Below are 22,473 nucleotides of genomic sequence, written 5' to 3'. Positions count from 1 at the left end.
ATGTGTCCGGCGCCGCGTGCGGCGTCCCTGTTCCCTCCTGAGGGATGCTGTCTTTGTGATCAGCGTTGCGGTGATAGTTTGCCGACGGCCAGTTGGAGCGCGCTTTGCAGCAATTTTGGATCGCGCCAAACCCAGCGTGCCAGCAGCCTCAACTGCGGGGCTTGCTTGCGACGCAGCCGCCGCGCCTGGCTCCACAGGGCCTGTCGGCGCGCCGTGTGCTGGTAGGACCGGATCGAGGCGATCTCCTGCGGCCGGCGCGAAAACCTGCCTTCGAGCGTTTCTAGCGCCACGAAAGTGTTGAACTGCTGCTGCAGGAATTCGGGCGAATCGTTGTCGATCGAATGGAAGATGTTGATGCCTTCGCCACGTTCGGCGCCGGCTGCGTCGCAGAGCACCACCCGTTTCGCTGCAAGCACGCAATCACAGAAGAACAGGACGTCTTCTGCCGCGAGCCGGAGTGCGGCATCGAAGCGAATTCTCTCGAACAGAGGGCGCCCGATGACCATGCAAGACAGGTGCAGAAAGCTCCAATTCCGCAACATCACCTGTGAAAGATCGGGCAGTTCCACCACCAGCGGTCTCTCCTGGAGCCGGATGCAGGTATCGCTCTTCAGGAGATCGGCAACACCGAAATGATAATAGAAGGCATCGCCGCCCGAGATTGAGGCCCAGTAGCAGTCGGCACCGAATCGCGTCAGGCTTTGATAGGCATTCCTCAGGTGGTCGGGCGTCCAGACATCATCGGAATCGAGGAATGCCACGAACTCCGCGTCATGAGGAACATGGTCGAGGCCGGTGTTGCGCGCACCGCCCGGCCCCTGGTTGGCCTGGCGCACAATGGTGATGCGCGCGCGCAGATCTTCGCCAAGCGGCGCCAATTCGTCATCGACGGGATAAGGCGACTGATCATCGACAACCAAGACGTGAAAGTCCTGAAATGTCTGATCGAACACGGACTTCAGCGCCCGCCGAAGAATGCCCGGCTCCTTCTGATAGTAAGGGATAATAATCGTAAGCTTTGCCATCTTTTCGCCCCTGCGGTTTCTCTACAAAGAGTCTTGCGTGGTCACCTCCCACCGGGTCGCGGCCGTATATCTGTTGCTTGTCCTTTGTCACTCATGCTTCAAAGGGCTCACGGGATGTTCGCCTTGCCCTCAACCGTCAATGTCAAATCCGTCACCCGCAACGTCGGCTGGAGCGTGCTCTCAAAGACAGGCACATTCGGGCTGAAATTTGTCACCGTGCCCATTCTTGCACGCATCCTGACGCCGGAAGAGTTCGGAACGGTGGCCGTCGCGCTCACCGTCGTGCAGTTTCTGGCGATGATCGGCGGCGCCGGTCTGGCCTCTGCGCTGATCATTCAGCGCGAGGAGGAAATGGACATCGTCCACTCGGCTTTCTGGGCAAATCTGGCGATTTCTATGGCTATGGCGCTTGGACTTTTCGTCTTTGCGCTGCCAATCGCGACGCTGCTCGGCGCGCCCGATGCCGCTTACCTGCTGCGGATCATGAGCCTGCTGATCCCGCTTCAGCTTGGTGGCGATGTCGCATATGCACTTCTCGCCCGACGCATGAATTTCAGCAAGGATGCCGCCTGGAGCATGATCTCGGAGACGGTTGGCGCACTCGTCGCCGTCATCATGGCGCTTGCCGGCTTCGGTGTCTGGTCGCTCTTGGGGCAGCTCTTTGTATCGGCGTTGATCCGCCTCGCCGGGCTCTATGCCGTGTCCGGCTACGTGCCTCGACTGGTCTTCTCGTTTCGACGCGTCTGGACATTGAGCCGTTTCAGTCTTGGCATGATGGGCTCAGAAATCGCCAACTTTATTACCTTCCAGTCGCCGATGGTGGTGATTTCGCGCTATCTCGGTCTTTCCGATGCGGGCGCCTATTCCGCCGCCAACCGCTTCTCCAGCATCCCGAACCAGATCGTGCTGTCGGCGGTCATGGGCGTGCTTTTCCCCGCCTTCAGCCACATGGGCGAGGACCGTGCGCGCCGGTCGCAGGCGCTGATGCTGAGCACGCAGGTGACCACCGTGCTGCTCGCCCCGATGATGTTCGGGCTGTGGGCGCTCGCCGAGCCGGCAATGCTCGTGCTCTTCGGCAGCCAATGGGCGGCCGCCTGGCCGGTTCTCGGCCTTCTGGCCCTGTCCAAGGGCATCCTTACGCCGTGCAGCACCTACGTGCCCTATCTGAAGGGCATCGGCCAGGGCGCTGTTTTGTTCTGGTGGGCGGTGATCCGCGCGGTCGTCACCACCGGAGCAGTTGCCTATGGCGCCATCAACGGCTCGCTGGTCGAGGCAATGATCGCCCTTTGCATCGTCAACGTCCTGACGCTGGTCGGATACTCCTGGGTGGTTTTCCGCGCGGACCGCATGCCGTTCTTCAGAGGTTTCTTCGTGTCGACGAGACCAATGTTTGCAGCCTTTGCCATGGCGCTTGCGGTGCGCTTCCTCCTTGAGCGCTTCGGCTCGCACGTTCCCAGTGCCGTCCTGCAGCTGCTCGTCGGTGCTGCCATTGGCGGTGTCATCTACCTCATTTTGATGGCTCTGATGGAGCGCAAATTGTTGGGGAAACTGCAGCAAATGATCCGTCAACGTGGCGCAGCGACACCGGCTCCAGAACCTGCGGAATAATATGGATTAGTGAGCTGCGCGGTGCCCCACACTCGCCGCAATTCCCACGGCCGGAGCCAAAAATGATCCAATTGACAATGATCAACGAAGAAATCTCTGCACTTATTGCTGGTGAAAATCTCAAGTAAGCTCAACTCAAAGACACGGTTGATTAGAATATGAGAATGTTGCGCAACATGCGGCAACCGGTGCGCTTTTGAGGATAGTAGCAGTCAATTCGCGTTCAATTTGCAGTGAAAGCGAAATGTGGCGATTGCTGCAACGCAACAAAACATGGCCGATTCTTTTGCTGCACCGCCATATTTTGGGCCTCGCCGCTGCCCTAGCTTAAGGGATGCGGGCTCTAGTCTGCTCTGTTGAAACGGCGCCGAAAATGGCGCTGGCAGATAGGAGTGACGGATATCGTGGCTATGGACGCGAACATTTCCTCGCGGATCAATTTGATGCGCATCGTGCTGATCTCGGGCATCGTCTTCGTACATGTGCCGCATGATCCGCAGACGAGCCCATTCCTCGGGACCTATGGGTTATGGGACTGGCTGCGCGTTTTTCTGGGCGATAGCCTGTTTCGCGTCGGCGTTCCGTGCCTCAGTGCGATCTCCGGCTACCTGCTGTTCCGCCGCGGTTTGGAGTCGTTCGACTACAGGAAGACGCTTCGAACCAAAGCGCGCACGGTATTGCTTCCCTTCCTACTGTGGAACCTCGCTTTTCTGGCACTTGTCTATCTCGCGCAACTCAAGAATATCGGCTTCGGCTACCTTCCGGATGTGGCGAATGCCAATCCGCGCGAATGGCTAAGCCTGGCGTTTGCGCTCGAGGGCCTGCCGATCAATGTGCCCCTCTATTTCCTGCGCGATCTGCTGCTGTGCATCCTGCTCTCGCCATTGCTCGCCTGGCTGATCAAGCGCTATCCGCTGCAGACACTTGGCCTGCTGCTGGCCTACACAGTGCTTCCGCTGCCGAACGGCATCTTCCTGAAAAAATCGATCCTGTTCGGCTTTTCAACCGGCATTTATCTGAGCCTGCACCGCATCGACGTGAAGCGGCTCGATCCCTATGCCGGATTGGTCGCCGCCACCTTCCTTACCGCTGCCGTCGCGTTGTCGATCGTTCTGTACCAGACGGGACCTGATTTTCCCGCCTGGGTCGATATGCTGCGCAGCCTGACGGCCCTTTCCGGCATCGTCGGTTCCTGGACGGTTTCCGCGCTTCTCATGCGCACCAAGTTCGCCTCACGGCTGGCGCGCACCGGCGGCCTCAGCTTCTGGATATTCTGTGCCCACTACCCCGTGCTCATCCTTTTCTGGATGGTGTGGAACCGCACCGGCTTCACCGACTACCGCCTGTTCTACTTCGTGATTCCATTCATCACGATTGCCCTTCTCGTTGCCGCGCATGCTTTTGCCAAGCGCCTCGCACCGGGCTTCACCGCCGTCCTGACCGGCAGCCGCACCGGCGCCTCCCAAGCCAGCGCACACCCAGGCTCAGGACGACGTTCCGATTACTCGCCACAGCAAAGGACCTGACCATGAGATCGATCAGACCTCACCGCCTCGCCCTGCTCACTATCCTCGCAGCCGGGCTTGCCGGCTCCGCATATGCGCAGCAAGGCGCCACCGGCACCTCGTTCCTCGACACTTTCGACACGCTCGACGCTGGCCATTGGTATGTCTCCGATGGCTGGAACAACGGCCCCCACCAGAACTGCACCTGGTCGAAGGAGCAGGCGGTGGTCGTCGACGGCATCCTTGAGCTCAAGTTCGAGGAAGGCAAAAAGGGCGAGCGGAGCTATGCCTGCGGCGAAGTCCAGACCCGCAAGCGCTTCGGCTATGGCACCTACGAAGCCCGCATCAAGGCCGCCGACGGATCGGGGCTGAACTCCGCCTTCTTCACTTACATCGGTCCGGCCGACAAGAAGCCCCATGACGAGATCGACTTCGAGGTGCTCGGCAAAAACCCGGCCAAGGTGCAGCTCAACCAATATGTGTCAGCCAAGGGCGGCAACGAGAAACTCGCAGACGTACCGGGCGGCGCCAATCAGGGCTTCAACGACTATGCCTTCGTCTGGGAGAAGGAACGGATCCGCTACTACGTCAATGGCGAGCTGGTCCACGAGGTGACCGATCCCGCCAAGATCCCGACAAACGCCCAGAAGATCTTCTTCAGTCTTTGGGGGACCGACACGCTCAGCGATTGGATGGGGACCTTCAACTACAAGGGACCGACAGCGCTGCAGATCGACCGGGTCGCCTTCACGGCGCCCGATGACAAGTGCCAGTTCGCCGAATCCGTCGCCTGCAAATTGGACTGAAGCCGCCAAAGCGCCACCCGCAACCGTGCATCGCGCCACCAATGTCGCGACGCATGATTTCTTGAATGACGCTTGGCTTTGGCTGAGCAGGAAAACGGACGTTTTCATGCTGAAGATACTCTATCTGGCACAGGATCTGGCTGACCCCGCGGTCCGCCGCCGGATCCTGATGCTCCAGGCGGGCGGTGCATGCGTGACGCTAGCCGGCTTTCGCCGTGGTTCGAACGCGTTGGCTGCCGTCGAGGGCATCGTGCCGATCGAGCTCGGGACGACACGTGACGGTCGTTTTGCCCATCGGGTGGGGGCGATCGCCAAGGCATGCCTGTCGCTGTCCGCCAAGTTGCGCGCAGTCGGCAGGCCGGACCTGATTATTGCCCGCAACCTCGACATGCTCGCTGTCGCCAACAGGGCCGTGTGCCTTTTCGGCGGCGACGTTCCCATTGTCTATGAATGCCTCGACATTCATCGCCTGCTTCTGCGCAGCGATATGGCCGGACGCGCCATGCGCGCCTGTGAGGCCCATCTCGGACGAAACGCACGGCTGTTGATCACCAGTTCCCCCGCCTTCGTCGAGCATTATTTCCGCCCGCGGTCGGGCCTGGACGCGCCGATCATGCTGATTGAGAACAAGGTGCTTGCGCTTGGCGAGCGCAGTGATCCGCCGCTCGCAGCAGTCACCACCCCACGCATGGACAGACCCTGGCGGATCGGCTGGTTCGGCGCGCTGCGCTGCCGCAAATCGCTCGAACTGCTGTCTGCCTTTTCCCGGCGTATGGAGGGCCGCTTCGAAATCGTTCTGCGCGGCCGTCCCGCCTATTCCGAGTTCGACGATTTCGATGGTTTCGTTCGCAACGAACCGCACATGACCTTCCATGGCCCGTATCGCAGCCCGGAGGACCTCGGCGCCATCTACGAAGAGGTCGATTTCACCTGGGCGATCGATTTCTTCGAGGAGGGCCAGAACTCGAGATGGCTGCTTCCGAACCGGCTCTACGAGGGCTGCCGCTATGGTCGAGTTCCGATCGCCATGCGCGGCACGGAGACCGCACGCTTTCTCGCAGTCCGCAGTCTCGGATTTCTGCTTGATGAGGCAGAGCCGGACAATCTGGTTGCACTTCTCGGCGCCGTCGACGCGGTCAGCTACGCCGATGCGTCGCACCGCGTGACTGCGTGCAATTCCGACACCTGGGTCTTTGGTCGCAATGATTGCGAGAACCTCGTGCGCCGCCTGTCGACCATCGCAACGACGACCCCGGAGCCGACAACGCCCCTTTCCCACGCCCGTCAAAACGAAGGTGGTTTGTCATGAACACAACAGATCTGACGTCGACGCGCAGCCTGATCGTCATCCCCTGCCTCAATGAGGCAGACCATATCGAGGCACTGGTCGCCAAGCTTCGACCATCACTGGCGCCGCTCAATGCCGTCATCCTGATTGCCGATGGCGGCAGCACCGATGGCACACGCGCAATCGCAGCGCGGCTCGCCCAAGACGATCCGGCCGTCCTGGTGCTCGACAATCCCAGGCGCATCCAGAGTGCCGCGATCAATCTTGCGGTCGCCGAATATGGAGCCGCCTTCGATTTTCTGATCCGCATCGATGCGCACGGCACCTATCCGGATGATTATTGCCAGAAGCTGATCGAGGAAGTGATCGCAACCGGCGCCGACTCCGTCGTCGTCGCCATGGAGACCGTCGGCTTCACGCCCTTTCAGAAGGCGACCGCCTACGCCCAGAATTCCAAACTCGGAAACGGCGGCGCCAAACACCGGCTCGGAGCCATAAGCCATTGGGCCGATCACGGGCATCATGCGCTGATGCGGATCGCAGCCTTCCAGGCGATCGGCGGTTATGACGAAAGCTTCAGCCACAACGAAGATGCGGAGTTCGACTATCGTTTCCGCAAGGCGGGTTATCGCATCTGGATGACCGACCGAACGAGCATGGTCTATTACCCCAGGGCCAAGGTCGGGCCGCTGTTCCGGCAGTATTTCAGCTATGGCCGTGGGCGCGCCCGCAATGTGCTGAAGCATCGCGTGGTGCCGAGCCTGCGCCAATTGCTACCGCTCGCAGTCGCGCCTGTTGCCATCGGCGCGCTTCTTGCCGTGATCAACTGGGTTGCCGTTGTCCCGGTCGTGCTCTGGGCCGCCGCCTGCATCGGCTACGGTGCCTGGATGGCGCTCGGCCAGAAAAATCCCTACGGCCCGCTTGCTGCGATCTCAGCCATGGTGATGCATTTTGCCTGGTCGGCCGGGTTCTGGCGCGAATTGCTCGACCTTCGCAACAGGCGGGTTGCACCATGACGGAGGCAGCCATCGAAACGCCTGGGGGTGTGCGGGTCGACATCGCGGTCTGCACCTTTCGCCGGCCCGAGCTTGCCGAAACCCTGCGCTCTCTGGCGGCCATCAGCGTGCCGAACGGAGCGGCCATCCGGATCATCGTCGCCGACAACGATGTCGAGCCAAGCGCTGCCGGACTTGTCGACGCGTTGCGGACTGAGGTTCCCTTCGAGATCGACTATGTACATTGCCCGGCAAGCAATATCTCGATCGCGCGCAACGCCTGCCTCGACAACGCTACGGGTGACTACCTTGCCTTTGTCGACGACGACGAAACGGTTTCGCGCGACTGGCTGGCGCACCTGCTGGAAACGGCACTAGCAACCGGAGCGGAAGCAGTTCTCGGCCCGGTCCGCGCCGGGTATGACCTTGACGCACCGTCCTGGATGCGCCGCGGCGACTTCCATTCGACGCGACCGGTCTGGGTCGGCGGCGAGATCGTGACAGGCTACACCTGCAATGTCCTGCTCGATCGCAAAAGACCCTCACTCGCCGGCCGGCGTTTCAACCTGGCGCTCGGCAGGACCGGCGGTGAGGATACGGAGTTCTTCACCCATATGCACAACGACGGCGGCGGTATCGCCTATGCGCCGGATGCCCTGGTCTACGAGATCGTGCCGGAAAAACGCGCCCGTTTCGAATGGCTGGCAAGACGACGTTTTCGGTCCGGCCAGACCCACGGCCGCCTGTTGGTGCAAACTGCGGCCGCCAGCGGCAAGACAGCTGAGATCGTGCGCGCGGCTGCCAAGTCCGGGTACTGCCTTACAGCAAGCCTGCTTTTCGTCGCCTCGCCGGTGGTCCGCTCGCGCTATGCGCTGCGTGCCATCATGCACGCCGGCGTCGTCAGCGGCCTCTTCGGCGTACGCGAACTTGAGCAATACGGCGCATCGGAAGTAGCAGCGCCATGACGAAAACGAACCCGGATGTCAGCTTTGTCATCGCCGCTTTCAGGGCGGCGGATACGATCGTGCGCGCCATCGACAGTGCGCTTGCCCAGGAAGATATCGTGGTCGAGGTCATCGTCGTTGATGATGCTTCACCGGATGAAACCGGAGCCGTCGTAGAAGCGATGACAGATCCGCGCATCCGGCTGATCCGGCTTCCCGCCAATCGCGGTCCCGGTGGCGCACGCAATGCCGGCCTGGACGCGGCCCGCGGCGACTGGGTCGCCATTCTCGATGCCGACGACACTGTTCGGCCGGGACGACTGGCTCGAATGATCGCGCGGGCACGCAGCGAAAGGGCTGACATCGCCGTCGACAATCTGGAAGTCTTGAACCTCGATGGCCGACGCGAGCGGATGTTTTCCGACGCTACGCTTGAGAAGACACCAATCCTCACCCTTGCCGCCTTCATCGGCTCTAACGTGCTTTTTCGCTCGACCTACAATTTCGGCTACATGAAGCCGATGTTCGACCGTCGGTTTCTCGAGCAGAAGCGTCTGCGTTTCAATGAAGATATCCGCATCGGCGAAGACTATATCCTGTTGGCCTCGGCCCTTGCCGAAGGCGGGCGCTGCGTCGTCGATCCATCAGCCGGCTATCGCTATCACATCCGGGAAGGCTCGATCTCCCGCGTGCTCGAACGCAGTCACATCGATGCGATGGTTGCCGCCGATGCCGACTTCCTGCGCACCCACACCATCGATGGACCTGCCATGGCGATGCAGCGCAAGCGCAGCCGCAGCCTCAAGGAAGCGCATGCCTTTCTGACGCTTGTCGACAACATCAAATCCAGATCGCTGGGCAGCGCCGTCACGACGGCACTCTCCAGCCCCCGCGCGCTTCGGCATCTCCGGATGCCGCTCGCCGTGCGTCTGCGTCGCCTCGTCGCGCCGCTGTCGCGCTTGAAGCCCGCCACGATGACAGTGGCGGCTGAACGATCCACATCGGGCAAAAGCCCTCACACGAAAAAAGGATAATGCCATGGACCGTATCAGAACTGTCAGAAAAGCAGTTATTCCGGTTGCCGGCAACGGCACGCGTTTCCTTCCAGCGACCAAGGCTGTGCCGAAAGAGATGCTGACGATCGTCGATCGTCCGGTCGTGCAATATGCCGTTGATGAGGCCCGCGAGGCCGGCATCGAGCACATCGTCTTCGTCACCAGCCGCAATAAGCAGGCGATCGAGGATCACTTCGACGACACGCCCGAGTTGATTTCATCGCTGACGCGCTCGGGAAAGAATGCGCAGATTTCAGAGCTTGAGAGCATGCTGCCGAAAGCAGGCTCCGTCAGCTTCACCCGGCAACAGGCGCCCCTTGGCCTCGGCCATGCCGTCTGGTGTGCTCGAGACCTGATCGGCGACGAGCCTTTCGCATTGCTACTGCCTGATATGCTTTCCTATGGCGCGCGCGGCTGCATGGCCGGGCTGATGGATCTCTATCGTCAAACCGGCGGCAACGTCGTCGGCGTCGAACAATGCGCGCCCGAGGATGCCTCCAAATACGGCATCGTCGGAAAGGGAGCGAGTGTTCCGCATGGTTTCGCGGTCACCGAAATGGTCGAAAAGCCACGCGCAGGAGAAGCACCATCCAACTTCTATCTCAATGGCCGCTACGTTCTCCAGCCCGACATCTTCGGCATTCTCGCCCGCCAGCAGCGCGGCGCCGGCAACGAGATCCAGCTGACCGACGGCATGCTGAAACTTTCGAAAGATCAATCGTTCCACGCCCATCCCTATGATGGCCGGACCTTCGATTGCGGCTCAAAGCATGGGTTCATCGAGGCGAATGTCGCCTTCGCCCTGACCCGGGAAGATATCGGCGACCTGGTCTACGAATCGGTCCGGGACATGGTTTTGTCTCACGAAGGCCGCATCCGCGCGGCATAAACCCGGCTCCGGCGCCCTGAACAAGGGCGCCGGCCGATTGACTATATGGAAACGGACAGAGCGACCCAATGAAACAAAGAAGTCTACCGTTCAGTAGCGTCTTGCCCCGACAAGCCGAGGAATCCGATGGCTTCATCGACCTCGACCGGCTTTTTTCGGTGGCGGTTCGCCGCGGCAAGACAGTTGGGCTTTTCGTTGCCCTGTTCGTCGTGCTCGGCGGCCTCTACCTTATGTTCGCGACGCCGAACTATACGTCGATGACGCAGATCCTGCTCGACGAGAACCTCTCCAAATACGCGGAAGAAGAGGCCTCGCCGCAGAACAGCCAGTTGCTCGATACCCAGATAGCAAGTGCCGTCGAAATCCTGAAGTCGGGCGAACTGGCACTGCGCGTCGTCGACAAGATCAACCTTGCCGATAACGGCACTATCCTCAATCCACCGCGCTCGCCTTTCGGTGTCGTCAAGGATTGGATGAAGACGATCACCGGCGTCTTTGGCGGAGGCCCTGAGGTCTCAGAAGAGGCCGCGCGCAGCGGACGGCGGCAGAAGGCAGCCGCCCTCATCCAGCAGGGCCTTGCGGTTGAGCGCGTGTCACGAAGCTCGGTCGTTGCCCTTTCCTTCCGTTCGAGCGATCCGCAACTGGCAGCGCAAGTGGTGCGCGCCTATGCGGACGCCTATCTGACCGACCAGTTGAACGCCAATTTCGAGGCGACAGAACGGGCATCCGTGTGGCTGCAGGAGCGTCTCGCCGACCTCCGGCAACGGTCGCAGGTCGCTTCCCTTGAGGTCGAGCAATTCCGCACCGACAATGGCCTGACCTCTGCGCGCGGCGAACTGATGTCTGAGCAGCAGCTCTCTGACCTGAACAGCCAGCTCATCATTGCCCAGGCCGACACCGCCACAGCTTCTGCCCGCTACAAGCAGTTTCAAGCAATCGTCGAACAGGGCCCGGAGAAGGCTGTCGACAACGCGACAATCTCGTCCAAGGACGGCGACAATTCGGTGATCCGTGACCTCAGGACGCGCTATCTCTCCGTCGGCAAGCGCGAACAAGAAGTGACGCAGAGCTTCGGCGCCGATCATCCGCAGGCGGTTTCGCTCAGGACCGAGAAGAACGATATCGGCCGCCAGATCTACCAGGAACTGCAGCAGCTGACGTCCAGCTACCGTAATGAATACGAAGTCGCCCGCTCACGGGAAGCCTCACTGCGCGAAAACATCGAGGGAACCACCGGCCGAAACTCCGATGCCAATAGGTCACTCGTGCATCTGCGCGAACTTGAGCAGAAGGCGGCAGCCCTGAAGACGCTCTACGAATCCTATCTCGGCCGCTATGAGCAGGCCGCACAGCAGCGATCGTTTCCGATCGCGAAGGCCCGCGTGATTTCCGAAGCGGGCGTGCCGGTTTCGCCCTCGAGCCCGAAGAAGACGATGATCCTGGCGCTCTCCGCCGTTCTCGGCATGATGGCGGGCGGCGCATTTGCGGCGTTTCAGGAATTCCGCGAGCGCACGTTCCGCCTTGAAGGCGATGTGCGCTCGATCCTCGGCCACCGATCGCTGGGTTATGTCCCCCTGATCGGCCCGCGGCCACCGACGGCGGCGGACCAGATGCGCGCGCGGCTGGTGAAGGACAAGGGACCAGTCCAACCGACACCGGACCCGGTTCCCTTCGAACGGGTCAGTCGCATCGTGCTTGACGCGCCGCGATCATCCTTTACCGAGACCTTCCGCAACGCCAAGCTCGCTTGCGACCAGATGCTGCACGGCAACGCGTGTCGGGTCGTCGGTATCGTGTCGGCGGTGCCAGACGAAGGGAAGTCGATCGTCGCGGCCAACTATGCGGCTCTTCTCGCCGCCAGCGGCAAGCGGACGTTGCTGATCGATGCGGATATACGCAAGCCAGGCTTGAGCAAGATGATCAACCCGGCGCCGAAGACCGGACTTGTCGAGGCGCTGACCGGAGAGACCTCCTGGCCGGCCGGCATCAAGATCGATCATCAGACGAAGCTGGCGATCTTCCCGGTCGGTGGCGAGGCCACCAACCACTATCCGCATGACAGCCACGAGCTGCTCGCCTCGCCGGCGATGTCGGACCTGATTGCCAATGCGCGCAAATCCTTCGACTATGTGATCGTCGACCTTGCAGCTCTCGCGCCTGTCGTCGATGCGAAGGCGTTTTCGCCGCTTGCCGACGGCTTCCTCTTCGTCGCCGAATGGGGCCGTACGCCGTCACGCCTCGTGCGCGACCTGCTTCACGCCGAACCCGAGATCAACGCAAAAATCCTGGGCGTGATCCTCAACAAGACCGACATGCGGGAATTGGCGAAATACAGCGACTTCGGCGCTGCCGAACAGTATCGCCACCGTTTCGAGAAGTACTACGTCGACAACGCCGCAACCCGGCGCGAAGCGGAACCGGTCTGAACGACGGGAGCCCAATCGATCTTGGCTCTCCGGCCTCAATCCTTCCAGAACAGCGGGGTCAGGACGACGAGAACGGTCAGGATCTCAAGACGTCCCAGCAGCATCATGATCGACAGGAGATAGAGTGCCGGATCGTGCAAGGTGGAGAAGTTTCCGGCCGGCCCGATGATCGGGCCGAGCCCGGCACCGACGTTTGAAAGAGCCGTGGCAACCGCCGACGCCGATGTCAGGAGATCGTAACCAAAGGCTCCCATGGCAAGGCTGCCGAAGGCCCAGATCAACATATAGGCGGTGAAGAACAGGAAGACGGTGCGCTGAACGTCGATATCGACCAGCGCCTTGCCATAGCGAACCGTATGGATCCCGTTCGGGTAGATGAGCTTATAGAGCCCTGCCCGAATGGAATTGAAGATGATGATAAAGCGATAGGCTTTCATGCCGCCAGCCGTCGAACCGGAACATCCGCCCATGAAGGTCGCGGCAAAGGCGAGCGCTACGATGAAATCCCCCCACAGCATGTAGTCATCGCTGGCAAAGCCCGTCGTCGACAGGATCGACGACACCGTGAAGAACGAATGCGCCAGCGCTTCATGAAAGGCGACGCCGTTTTCCAGGCGCTGGTAGAGGCTGGCTGCGATCGCCAGTACCGTCAGATAGGACAGGAACACGATGATCTGAGGGTCTTTCAGTGTGTCCAGCCGACCGCGCACGATGAAGAGGATCAAAACCGAAAACGGCAGGCTGCTGACCGTCATGAAGAAGGTCGCCACCCACAGGATCGGCAGGCTGTTGAAGTAGCCGAGCGAGGCATCGTGGGTAGAAAAGCCGCCGGTCGCGATCGTCGACATCGAGTGATTGATCGCATCGAAGCGGTTCATGCCGAGATAGCCGTAGATGATCGCGCAGGTCACCGTCAGGACGATGTAGATCAGGACGAATGCCCGTGTGTAGGTGACGATGCGCGCAAACGGCTTCTCGGTGGTATCGGACGATTCCATCTTGAAAAACGACAGGCCGCCGACGCGCAGATACGGCATGACGAACAGGCCGAGCGCCACGATCCCGATGCCCCCGAGCCAGTGCAGCAGCGAGCGCCAGACGAGGATACCGGGCGGCGCGTTGTCCAGGCCGGCGATCACGGTCGAGCCAGTGGTCGTGATGCCCGACACGGATTCGAACAGAGCCTCGGCAAAATCGAGATTGACCGAAGACAGCCAGAAGGGAATGGCACCGACGAACGAGACGACGAGCCACAGCAGGTTGACGAGCAGAAAGCCCATCTTGCGGTTGAAGACTGGCGGACCGCCTTGTGTGGCCGCCACGGTTACCAGCGAAAGGCTGCCCATCAGGCAGGCCGAGAGGGCGAAGACCTTCCAGTCCGGATGAGCGAAATATAGATCGACCAGCGCGGGGATGAACATGGTGAGCGAGAGATAGAGGCCGACCTTTGCGGCAATGTTGATGGCGGACTGGTAAATGGTCGCGTTCAACGGTCAATCGCCCCGGTCTTGGCTGTCCTGGTCTCCGCTCGCACTGCGCGAGTCGGGGTCGCCGGCCATCATCATCGGCATTACCGGGCAGCGCCGACGAACGCAAGTTCGACATCACGCGGCGCTTATACCGGCAAGTGTCACACCATCCCGACAATCGCTGTGGACCGGACGCATGATCACGTGATCGTGGTGCGACACGTCATCACCTTGACTCATTTCTACGTGTAAAGCCTCATTGAACAGACGCCCTCGCAACCCTGAGCAAAAAATGACCCCCGCACGATTTACCCAATGCCTACTTGCCCTTCGCTGGACGCCGATCAATCTCGCGAGCGCGCTCCATTGCAATCTGGCGTGGATCGAGGCGATGGAAACGGGCGACGAAAAGGTGCCGGCAGAACTGGCGACCTGGCTCGAGGCGTTGGCAACGGCCCATGAGACATTGGGCATCCCGGTCGCCTATCGCGGCAAGGGGCTTGAGCCCGCGACGAGCCGCGTTGCGCGTGGCTAGCGATCGTTGGCATCGACTTTGGCCGCAGCGGAGAACATCGGCCCGAAGCTTGCCTCCTGTGCCTGGTAGGCGCTCGTCACCCGCTGAAGGCTGTATCGACGATGGCGTATTGCCTAGAATGCCGCCCTTTGCGATTTCGGGACCAAGCTACTCGCACCTCTTTCGCTGTGGGCGAGTGCTCCTGGTGCGAAACGTGCGTTAAGTGCCTTGCAGACCGCTGTTATGAGGGCAAAATCACTGCCGGGAGAGTTCCCAAGGATCTCGCCACAGGCTCCGGCGTAGAATTTGAGGCATGCGGTGAAGCAAACTTGCTTGCCCCTCGTGGGATTTGGAACATGCGCGCGGCTATCGCGCTGGGGAACGCTCACCAACAGGTCCGCCGGTCACCTTTACGGCCGCCCGACGGGCTGCGGTGGCCGGATCTATTCGTTAGCGCATCGTCAGCGGGGCAAGCCGTAGGTCTGCGGCGATTTGCGAAATGCCTCTTCGCATCGCGGCGAGCAGAACCACGGCCCTTGCGGCGCGGCGCGACGATAGGCCGAGTACGGTGCATGCATCTTGCAGACCGGATCGATCCAGGCCGGATCCGCGGATGGCGCAAACTCGATCTCGTAAAGAGCGATATCCCCGGTTACCGAGCGAAGCGCCACCGTCCCGAGATCAGTTACAACAATACCGTTTGCGGCAGCCGCCTCGGCAATGGCTCGGGTAGCAAGCAATTGACCGGGAGATGCGAGCGCGGCGATGCGAGCTGCGATATTGACGGTCGAGCCAAAGAGATCACCTGCTCTAAGGATGACGGGTCCGTGGTTCAGCCCTGCCCGAGTAAGCGGTAGGCGGGGTTCGTTCCGGCATGCCTGCAACAGCGTTCCCAGCGCCTGGATCGCCATTTGCGGCTCAGGAAACGAGAGCATTGCCTCATCTCCAATCCATTTGATCGGAGGCTCATAGCCGTTAAGAGCTTCGCAGACCATGCTCTCGAAAAGTTCAAGAATGCCAATCGCGGTGGAATCTCCATAAACGTCGGCAATTGCGCTGAATCCGGCCAGATCAATAAACGCAACGGTAGCCGAAGCGTGCACAAAACTCCGTGTCGGCCTCATATCCCTCTCCACTGCGACGCGCTAATTTCTTACATCATAACGCAAATTCCGGTCAGTGACGCGATGAGGCGAATGGGGGCTGGCTCAGCGCCCCTCGTTACCCATTGCTGCCCGAGCCTTCTTTATGCACCGCCCTACCGACTAAATCGACCACCCCATCAAGGCATCAATTCCTGAGAGAATGGAGCAGCCAAGTTCGGCTGCGCGACCAGACGCGCAATGGGAATGCGTGAAGAAGGTCAAAGTTGCACTTGCTCCGGCGCAGACCAGCGTTCATTGCCCGAAGTTCCCCGCAAAGCGATTGCGTGCCCACACGGGGCCAATAAATGATAAGGCGGCCAGATGGAAGCGTGACATACTGCCTGGCATCAAAACGACGTAAGGCTGGCATATGGCGAAAGCAATTTCCACACGCGCTACCGGCGACCTGGTGCAGCAGGTTCTCGAACGTCCGCGAGCACTCAAGAAGCAAGCGCCACCCTCCGACGGGTCTACAACCAAACTCACCCTCAACGTCGATATCGACGTAATCGCCTGGTTCAAGGCATCTGGTGGGGATTGGCGCGCAAGAATGCAGAAAGCTCTACGAGATACGACCGATCTCGACAAGGATGCTTGATCCGAAGTCAGTTGATCCAACCAATGACTGCCGGGTCTGCCCGGCTTGACCGGCGAACGTTCGTCATCGGCACGCCGGGTGATGGGCGTCAGGCACAGGATCAGCACCCTCGCGCATACTGCGAAACTATTCGGCGGGCTCGATACGAGCAAAATGGGCTGCATGCCCTGCGATGTTGGGTGAACCCGCGGACCCGGTTCGTCTGAGACTGCGGTCGGTGTCCCGATGAGATCGACAGACGTCTATCCAGTCGCAACCCGCGGTGAGCAATCGCGCAAGAAGGTGCTTGCCGCTAAGAGTAGTGGGAGAAGGCTCCTGAGGGCGGGACCCTTTCTTCACAGACTAATGGCGCAAAACGCTACCTTGGAAGGAAGTAACTCATTGAGTGGTTCCGAGTTTTGTCGGCCTTTATTCCTCGGGTAATGTGGGGCACCCACTGCGAACCTCGATAAGCAATTCCGGGTGAAGGTTGAGTATGCAGAACAGTTTAACGAGAGACAGCGGCGGCTTTGACTCCCCTGTTTCGTAACGCGAGAATGAGTTGATTCCGCCACCGAACAGCTCTTCCGCCTCCTTCTGGCCGAGATGTAGTTTCTCTCGAACAGTCGTAATGAATCGCGGATCGACCTTCTCTGTATCCACTTTCTTCTTGAGTTCGAGCATCGCCTTGATGATCCGCCTCCCGTCCGTGTCATCTGGAACAACTTCATTGCATTCATTGCAAAATCGGCCCGCCACCTTTTCGATAAGAATGCCCACCCCTCTGTAGACATAGGGAACATCGCGCGTATCTCTGACGAGTGTGCCTCTTCCGCAGTATGGGCATGTCATCTTCAAGCCTCCGAGCGATGTATGTCTGCGGCGACGAGCGCCAGTGTAGGCGATCTCGACAATTTGGCCCAACTGCATTAACGGGCTCCCCCCTGTGTGGACCGGATGGAAATGCGCCCCTTCTCATGGCCCAAAGAGCGATGGCCAGCCAAGCGACACAACCGCCGAAGCGAAAGATACTGAGTGTATCTGCTCATCCGGTGCCGGTTCACCAAACGATAGCTCCTGTCGCTATCATTTAGCCCTTACCGACCGTCTCCCCTCACTCCTCGCGGAATGCCCTGAGCATCTGGTCTGTGAATGGTTTCGTGAGGTATGAGATCGCGGTTCTCTCGTCGGTCTGGACGAAGACTTCGACGGGCATACCGGGCATGAGCTTGCGGCCACCGAGCTTGTCGAGCGGTTCGGTGATCTCGACGGTTGCGAGATAGAAGGGCTGTCCGGTGTTGCGGTCGAGCGTGGTGGCTGCGGCGATGACGTCGATGCGGCCGTCGAGTTCGGGGGTCGTTCGCTGGTTGAAGACGGTAAAGCGCATGCGGCTCTTCTGGCCGGGCGCGATGCGGTCGATGTCGACAGGCGGGATGCGGATCTCCACCGTCAGGTCCTCGCCCTCGGGCACGATCGACATGGCGGTGGCGCCGGGCGCGATGATGCCGCCGATGGTGTGGACCTGCAGGTCGTAGACGAGACCGTCGACGGGGGCACGCACTTCCATGCGCGACAGCCGGTCCTTTGCCGCCACCGCCCGTTCCGTCAGTTCGGCGATCTTGGCCTCGAGCCCGACGATCTGGCCTTGCGTTTCCTTGCGGTTGTTCTGGTCGATCGACATCAGCTTGATGCGCAGCTCGCTGATCTGGCCGAGCGCCTCGGCGATGCGCGCCAAGAGTTCCCCCTTGGAGCCGTCGATGCGGGCCATCTGGCGCAACAGGTCGCGATGCTCGGAGACCGGCACCAGGCCGCTCTTGAGCAGCGTGTCGAGCTTGGTGATCTCCTTCTCGACGATCTCCTTCTCCTTGTCGCTGGAACCGGTCTGGGCCTTGAGGCCACGGATCTGCTCCTCGAACTGGCCGATCTGCAGCCGCATCTGCTCTTCCTGGCTGGTGATCATCCGGCGATTGGCTTCGAACAGCTTCACTTCGCTGGCTTTGAGCACCTCTGGAATATCGAACTCGCCGAAGGAGACGGTGGCGTCGCCGTCGCGTTCGGCCGTCAGCCGGGCGCGCATGGCGTAGAACTGCTGCAGCTGGCCGCGCACGATCGACAGCTCGACCCGGGTCTGGGTCTCGTCGAGCTGCAGCAGCACGTCGCCCTTCCGGACATGGGTGCCGTTCTTGACGGGGATGGCCGAGACGATGCCGCCGTCGCGGTGCTGGATCAACTTGACCTGCTGGGACACGGCGACCTGGCCCTGGGTGATGACGGCGCCCGACAGCTTCGCCTGGGCGGCCCAGCCGCCGACGCCGAACACCAGCGTTGCGGCAAAGATCGCCGACACGGCGATGCGCGAGGTGATGCCGAACTGCGGTTTTTCCGGCGGTGGGACTGTCATGGCGGTCGCCTCTGTCGTGCTCTTGTCCGTGGTCTTCATGGTCTTCTTCTCCCGATAACGCGTGACGACTGGGTTCTGTGGTTGTTCAGACGGTGTCTCTCGACTGGTCCGCCGGGTTTTCGGTTGCGGCCAGGATAAAGTCCTGTTCGGTGAGCTCGTGGCGGCCGGCGATCAGGAACTGCAGATCCTCATCGCGTTCGAGGTCGACGACGGCGCGAACGACGGTGCGCTCGCCGTCGCCGAAGGTCTCGTGATAGAAGGTGATCTGGTGCACCTCCCGTGCTTGGCCGTCCTCCAGCAGTCCGCCGAAGACGAGCCCGCCGATGGCTTCGGCGATCTTCGACAGGTCGACGCGGTCGCCGACCTCAAAGTCGCGGATCTCGTCGCGGCCGCTGCCGTCATTGGCCAGCGACGCGGTCGTGCGGAAGACGAAGATGTCGGCGCCGTCGCCGCCGGCGAGGAAGTTGACGGCATTGCCGGCGATGAGCACGTCGTCGCCCTTGCCGCCGACAGCACCTTCGACCGAGGTCAACAGGTCCGTGCCGATCTCCACCCCTTCGGCCGTGCCACGATCGAGGTCGATCACCACGGCCTGCATCGCTGCCGAGGCGTCGTAGGTATCGACCGCCTCGTTGCCGTCGATCAGGTCGTTGCCGTCGTCACCGCTTGCATCCGGCGCGATCACCACGAGGAAGGTGTCGTTGCCGGTGTTACCCTCCAACTTGTCACTGCCGCCACCCCCGACGAGAACATCGTCGCCGCCGCGGCCGCGCAGCACGTCGTTGCCCTCGCCGCCCGACAGGATATTGTTGCCGGCCCCACCCGACAGGCGGTCGCCACCGTCGCCACCGACAATGACGTCGAAGCCGTCGATCAGGTCCGAACCGATCTCCTCACCTTCGGCAATACCGGCCTCGATATCGGCAAGCACGGCCTGCACCAGCGCTGACATGTCGAGCGTATCGATGCCGTCCCCACCCGAATAGCTGTCATTGCCGTCATTGCCGGCACCTTCAGCCACGACGACGATAACCGTGTCGTTGCCCTGGTCGCCAGAGACGGTATCGTTCCCCTGGCCACCGGCCAGCGTGTCGTTGCCGGCGCGGCCGTCGATGACATCGTTGCCGTCATTGCCAAAGAGGGTGTTTCCTTCGGCATCGCCCGAAAGCTGATCGTCGCCGGAGCCGCCGATAACGGCTTCGATCCGTTGAAGCGTGTCCGAACCGATCTCCTCACCCGTGGCCGTTCCCTGCTCGAGATCGACGACGATGCTCTCGGTGGTAGCGCTGGCATCGAGCGTGTCGAAGCCGGTCCCGCCAGTATAGGTATCGTTGCCGTCGCTCGTCTCACCAGGCGCGCAAACCGGAGCCTCGACGACGATGGTGTCATCGCCGCCTCCACCGGAGACGACATCGTCGCCCCAGCCGCCGGCCAGCGTATCGTCGCCGTCGCGGCCATCGATGGCATCGTTGCCGTCATTGCCAACAAGTGTGTTGTTCGCCGCGTCACCCGAAAGCTCGTCGTCGCCGGAACCGGCGATCACGGTCTCGATGCTGTCGAGCGTGTCGGAGCCGATCTCCTCGCCCGTGGCCGTTCCCTCTTCGAGATCGACGACGATGCTCTCGGTCGTCGCGCTGGCATCGAGCGTATCGGTTCCCGCGCCGCCTTCGTATGTGTCATCGCCGTCGTCATCGTCGCTGTGGTCTTCGGCGCGGGCCTGGACGAGGACGGTGTCGTTTCCGTTTCCGCCCTTGACGGTGTCGTCGCCGTTTCCGCCTGTGAGCGTGTCGTCGCCCGCGCGGCCATCGATGGTGTCGTCACCGTCATTGCCGATCAACGTGTTGCAGGCGGCATCGCCGGAAAGCTGGTCGTCGCCCGAGCCGGCGATGACCGCCTCGATGCTGTCGAGCGTGTCGGAGCCGATCTCTTCGCCTGACGCCGTGCCGGCTTCGAGGTCGACGACGATGGTGTTCGTGGTGGTGCTGGCATCGAGCGTGTCGAAGCCGGTGCCGCCGGAATAATGGTCGTCGCCATCGTCGTCGTCGGTGGTTGCGGCCGGTGTTGCCTGCGATGCCTGTGCCAGACGAGCCTCTTCGCTGCTCGGTCCGGTGACGATGACGTCGTTGCCGGCGCCGGCCAGAACCGTGTCGTCGCCGGTGCCGCCGGCAAGCGTATCGTCCTCGCTGCCGCCATCGACCAGATCGTCGCCGGCATCGCCCTCGAGACGATCCTTGCCGTCCTCGCCGAACAGCCGGTCGTCGCCGGTGCCGCCCGACAGAGTATCGTCGCCAGCCTCGCCGATGAGGATGTCGTCGCCGGCCTCGCCATAGAGCTGGTCGTTGCCGGCGCCGCCGAACAGAATGTCGTTGCCATTGCCGCCGAACAGCCGGTCATCGCCGTCTTCGCCATGAAGGGTATCGTTGCCGTCGCCGCCCAAGAGCGTGTCGTTGCCGGTGCCGCCGAGGATCAGGTCGTCGTCCTCGCGGCCATAGACGATATCGTCGCCGCCAAGGGCGGCGATGATGTCGGGGCGCGGCGTGCCGAGGAGCACGTCGGGTCCCTCGGTGCCCTTGATCTCGTTGGCCGGCCAGTCGAGCAGCGAAAGCAGCGCGCCATTGGCGACGCTGCCGCTGCCGTCGGAGACGGTATAGCTGAAGGTAACCTCGCCGATGTCACCGCGATCGGGCGTATAGAGCCACATGCCGTCGGCGTAAGCGCGCACCGAACCGGAAGAAACGGTCAGATTGGCGATCGTCAGCCGGTCGCCGTCGGGATCGAGCGTGTTGGCGAGCAGATCATCGAGCAGGATGATCGCCGACAGGTTCATGAAGCCGTTGGCAAGAATGTTGCGGCCGGTGACCACCGGCAGCCGGTTGGTGCGGGTGGCGCCGTCATCGTCGTCGTCGTCATCACCGCCGTTGTTGCCGCCGCCGTTGTTGTTTCCCCCGTTATTGCCGCCATTGCCATTGCCATTGCCGTCGTCATTATCATCGTCACCACCGCCGTGGTCGTCGTCATTGTCGTCGTCGTCCTTGCGGCCGCCTGATGACGGCAGGTTGCCGAAGGAAGACAGCCGCGGGAAGTTGAAGCTCTCCAGGCCATTGTCGTTGGCCGAGCGGGCCTTCTGCTGGAGCGGCCGGTCGTCGACCAGGCCGGTATCGGGACGGCCGTCGTCGAAGGACAGCCGCACCGAGGCGCGCAGCCGGCCGGTCACCGTTGGCACCGTGCCGGTCGTCAGCGCGAAGTCGGCCATCAGCTCGCGGAAATAATCGGCGACATCGTTGACGACATCGAGCGCGCCGGCCAGATCCGGCCCGGTTGGCTGCTCGGGTTCCGGCGCGATCGCCCCGTCGTCGCCAAGGGGCTGATGCGCCGGCGTATTGCCGCCCGCCTCGTCGCGGCCGGCAAACACCGAGCCGAGACCGCCGAGAAACAGGGCCGACAACAGCATGCGGCCGCGCTTGCGCTCCGGCTTGTCGGCGATCTCGTAACGGTTCATCGGCGCGACCGCCTGCTGGCTGTCGGGTCGCTTCAGGATGAGCTTCTCGTCCATGACATCCTCCTCGGCCGGTGCTGGCTCCTATCGCGGAGCGTGTCTTGCGCCTTGGCCTCGTGTCGCTTGACGTCTGATGGGATCCGCCGCCCGAAGGCGGCCGATCCCCTGGGGGGGCGCACCGGCTATTCCGCCGGCACCCGTTGCGGCTGGCCCATTGCCTGGCCCATGCCGGCATCCGCCCTGCCGGCGGCGTCCCTGCGGTTCTTCTCCACCACCAGCGGCCGCATCTTCTGCGACGGCAGGATCTCCTCCTTCGGGCCGAAGGCGACC

At 61.6% G+C, this 22,473-nt stretch carries 17 protein-coding genes; 11 read left to right on the top strand and 6 right to left on the bottom strand.

The genetic code is table 11. The features are described 5' to 3' along the window. Window positions 1–59 precede the first annotated feature (59 nt). Window positions 60–1,025, bottom strand: coding sequence for a glycosyltransferase family 2 protein (locus tag HT585_RS29290; RefSeq protein ID WP_176356309.1), 966 nt, complete (start codon window positions 1,023–1,025; stop codon window positions 60–62). A gap of 123 nt (window positions 1,026–1,148) precedes the next feature. Between HT585_RS29290 and HT585_RS29285 the strand changes: the two genes are divergently transcribed. From HT585_RS29285 to HT585_RS29245, 9 genes are all read left to right on the top strand, one after another. Continuing rightward, window positions 1,149–2,633 carry a lipopolysaccharide biosynthesis protein gene (locus HT585_RS29285; RefSeq protein ID WP_176356308.1) on the top strand — a complete coding sequence of 495 codons (1,485 nt, stop codon included), beginning with the start codon at window positions 1,149–1,151 and terminating at the stop codon, window positions 2,631–2,633. 410 nt (window positions 2,634–3,043) lie between these two features. Then, on the top strand, window positions 3,044–4,159 hold the full coding sequence (locus HT585_RS29280) for an acyltransferase family protein (protein WP_176356307.1): 1,116 nt from the start codon (window positions 3,044–3,046) through the stop codon (window positions 4,157–4,159). 2 nt (window positions 4,160–4,161) lie between these two features. Next, the gene (gene exoK / locus HT585_RS29275) at window positions 4,162–4,944 is read left to right on the top strand and encodes an endo-1,3-1,4-beta-glycanase ExoK (protein WP_176356306.1); all 783 of its coding nucleotides are present in this window, start codon (window positions 4,162–4,164) and stop codon (window positions 4,942–4,944) included. A 106-nt stretch (window positions 4,945–5,050) separates the two neighbouring features. After that, window positions 5,051–6,253, top strand: coding sequence for a glycosyltransferase family protein (locus HT585_RS29270; RefSeq protein ID WP_176356305.1), 1,203 nt, complete (start codon window positions 5,051–5,053; stop codon window positions 6,251–6,253). Continuing rightward, on the top strand, window positions 6,250–7,248 hold the full coding sequence (locus tag HT585_RS29265) for a glycosyltransferase family 2 protein (RefSeq protein ID WP_176356304.1): 999 nt from the start codon (window positions 6,250–6,252) through the stop codon (window positions 7,246–7,248). The genes HT585_RS29270 and HT585_RS29265 overlap by 4 nt, the downstream gene beginning before the upstream one ends. Then, entirely contained in the window at window positions 7,245–8,192 is a 948-nt protein-coding gene (locus HT585_RS29260; RefSeq protein WP_176356303.1) for a glycosyltransferase family 2 protein, read from the top strand. The genes HT585_RS29265 and HT585_RS29260 overlap by 4 nt, the downstream gene beginning before the upstream one ends. Beyond that, window positions 8,189–9,205: a glycosyltransferase family 2 protein gene (locus HT585_RS29255; protein WP_176356302.1), complete on the top strand. Its 1,017-nt coding sequence runs from the start codon at window positions 8,189–8,191 to the stop codon at window positions 9,203–9,205. Before HT585_RS29260 ends, HT585_RS29255 begins: the two co-directional genes overlap by 4 nt. 4 nt (window positions 9,206–9,209) lie before the next feature. Beyond that, window positions 9,210–10,115, top strand: coding sequence for a UTP--glucose-1-phosphate uridylyltransferase (locus HT585_RS29250; protein ID WP_176356301.1), 906 nt, complete (start codon window positions 9,210–9,212; stop codon window positions 10,113–10,115). Between the two features lie 68 nt (window positions 10,116–10,183). After that, window positions 10,184–12,541, top strand: a complete 2,358-nt coding sequence (locus HT585_RS29245; protein WP_176356300.1) for a Wzz/FepE/Etk N-terminal domain-containing protein — start codon at window positions 10,184–10,186, stop codon at window positions 12,539–12,541. A gap of 35 nt (window positions 12,542–12,576) precedes the next feature. Here HT585_RS29245 and HT585_RS29240 read toward each other — a convergent pair whose 3' ends face one another. Beyond that, on the bottom strand, window positions 12,577–14,031 hold the full coding sequence (locus HT585_RS29240; protein WP_176356299.1) for a TrkH family potassium uptake protein: 1,455 nt from the start codon (window positions 14,029–14,031) through the stop codon (window positions 12,577–12,579). A gap of 271 nt (window positions 14,032–14,302) precedes the next feature. Here HT585_RS29240 and HT585_RS29235 point away from each other — a divergent pair, with 271 nt between their 5' ends. Then, window positions 14,303–14,545: a hypothetical protein gene (locus tag HT585_RS29235; protein ID WP_176356298.1), complete on the top strand. Its 243-nt coding sequence runs from the start codon at window positions 14,303–14,305 to the stop codon at window positions 14,543–14,545. A 440-nt stretch (window positions 14,546–14,985) separates the two neighbouring features. On the opposite strand, the gene HT585_RS29230 is transcribed toward HT585_RS29235, so the two are convergent. Then, the gene (locus HT585_RS29230) at window positions 14,986–15,648 is read right to left on the bottom strand and encodes an adenylate/guanylate cyclase domain-containing protein (protein ID WP_210270621.1); all 663 of its coding nucleotides are present in this window, start codon (window positions 15,646–15,648) and stop codon (window positions 14,986–14,988) included. A gap of 391 nt (window positions 15,649–16,039) precedes the next feature. Between HT585_RS29230 and HT585_RS29225 the strand changes: the two genes are divergently transcribed. Further along, window positions 16,040–16,267 carry a BrnA antitoxin family protein gene (locus HT585_RS29225; protein WP_176356296.1) on the top strand — a complete coding sequence of 76 codons (228 nt, stop codon included), beginning with the start codon at window positions 16,040–16,042 and terminating at the stop codon, window positions 16,265–16,267. A 408-nt stretch (window positions 16,268–16,675) separates the two neighbouring features. Here the strand turns inward: HT585_RS29225 and HT585_RS29220 are convergent, their stop codons facing one another. The 3 genes from HT585_RS29220 to HT585_RS29210 all read right to left on the bottom strand — a co-directional run bounded on the left by HT585_RS29220 (window position 16,676) and on the right by HT585_RS29210 (window position 22,200). Then, window positions 16,676–17,176, bottom strand: a complete 501-nt coding sequence (locus HT585_RS29220) for a type II TA system antitoxin MqsA family protein (RefSeq protein ID WP_210270620.1) — start codon at window positions 17,174–17,176, stop codon at window positions 16,676–16,678. Between the two features lie 184 nt (window positions 17,177–17,360). Next, window positions 17,361–18,686 (bottom strand): HlyD family type I secretion periplasmic adaptor subunit, encoded by a 1,326-nt coding sequence (locus HT585_RS29215; RefSeq protein ID WP_176356295.1) that lies wholly within the window; start codon window positions 18,684–18,686, stop codon window positions 17,361–17,363. A 46-nt stretch (window positions 18,687–18,732) separates the two neighbouring features. Continuing rightward, window positions 18,733–22,200 carry a cadherin-like domain-containing protein gene (locus HT585_RS29210; RefSeq protein ID WP_176356294.1) on the bottom strand — a complete coding sequence of 1,156 codons (3,468 nt, stop codon included), beginning with the start codon at window positions 22,198–22,200 and terminating at the stop codon, window positions 18,733–18,735. Window positions 22,201–22,473: the final 273 nt, after the last annotated feature.

This window comes from Ensifer oleiphilus (assembly GCF_013371465.1).
In the GTDB taxonomy this organism is placed as follows: domain Bacteria; phylum Pseudomonadota; class Alphaproteobacteria; order Rhizobiales; family Rhizobiaceae; genus Ensifer; species Ensifer oleiphilus.
This window is presented reverse-complemented; position numbering and strand designations above follow the sequence as displayed.

Bases quoted from the DNA above. Each gene is read 5' to 3' on its own strand.
- HT585_RS29290 (WP_176356309.1), bottom strand. From the start codon at position 1,025: ATGGCAAAGCTTACGATTATTATCCCTTACTATCAGAAGGAGCCGGGC.
- HT585_RS29280 (WP_176356307.1), top strand. From the start codon at position 3,044: ATGGACGCGAACATTTCCTCGCGGATCAATTTGATGCGCATCGTGCTG.
- exoK (WP_176356306.1), top strand. From the start codon at position 4,162: ATGAGATCGATCAGACCTCACCGCCTCGCCCTGCTCACTATCCTCGCA.
- HT585_RS29270 (WP_176356305.1), top strand. From the start codon at position 5,051: ATGCTGAAGATACTCTATCTGGCACAGGATCTGGCTGACCCCGCGGTC.
- HT585_RS29265 (WP_176356304.1), top strand. From the start codon at position 6,250: ATGAACACAACAGATCTGACGTCGACGCGCAGCCTGATCGTCATCCCC.
- HT585_RS29260 (WP_176356303.1), top strand. From the start codon at position 7,245: ATGACGGAGGCAGCCATCGAAACGCCTGGGGGTGTGCGGGTCGACATC.
- HT585_RS29255 (WP_176356302.1), top strand. From the start codon at position 8,189: ATGACGAAAACGAACCCGGATGTCAGCTTTGTCATCGCCGCTTTCAGG.
- HT585_RS29250 (WP_176356301.1), top strand. From the start codon at position 9,210: ATGGACCGTATCAGAACTGTCAGAAAAGCAGTTATTCCGGTTGCCGGC.
- HT585_RS29245 (WP_176356300.1), top strand. From the start codon at position 10,184: ATGAAACAAAGAAGTCTACCGTTCAGTAGCGTCTTGCCCCGACAAGCC.
- HT585_RS29235 (WP_176356298.1), top strand. From the start codon at position 14,303: ATGACCCCCGCACGATTTACCCAATGCCTACTTGCCCTTCGCTGGACG.
- HT585_RS29230 (WP_210270621.1), bottom strand. From the start codon at position 15,648: ATGAGGCCGACACGGAGTTTTGTGCACGCTTCGGCTACCGTTGCGTTT.
- HT585_RS29225 (WP_176356296.1), top strand. From the start codon at position 16,040: ATGGCGAAAGCAATTTCCACACGCGCTACCGGCGACCTGGTGCAGCAG.
- HT585_RS29220 (WP_210270620.1), bottom strand. From the start codon at position 17,176: ATGCAGTTGGGCCAAATTGTCGAGATCGCCTACACTGGCGCTCGTCGC.
- HT585_RS29215 (WP_176356295.1), bottom strand. From the start codon at position 18,686: ATGAAGACCACGGACAAGAGCACGACAGAGGCGACCGCCATGACAGTC.
- HT585_RS29210 (WP_176356294.1), bottom strand. From the start codon at position 22,200: ATGGACGAGAAGCTCATCCTGAAGCGACCCGACAGCCAGCAGGCGGTC.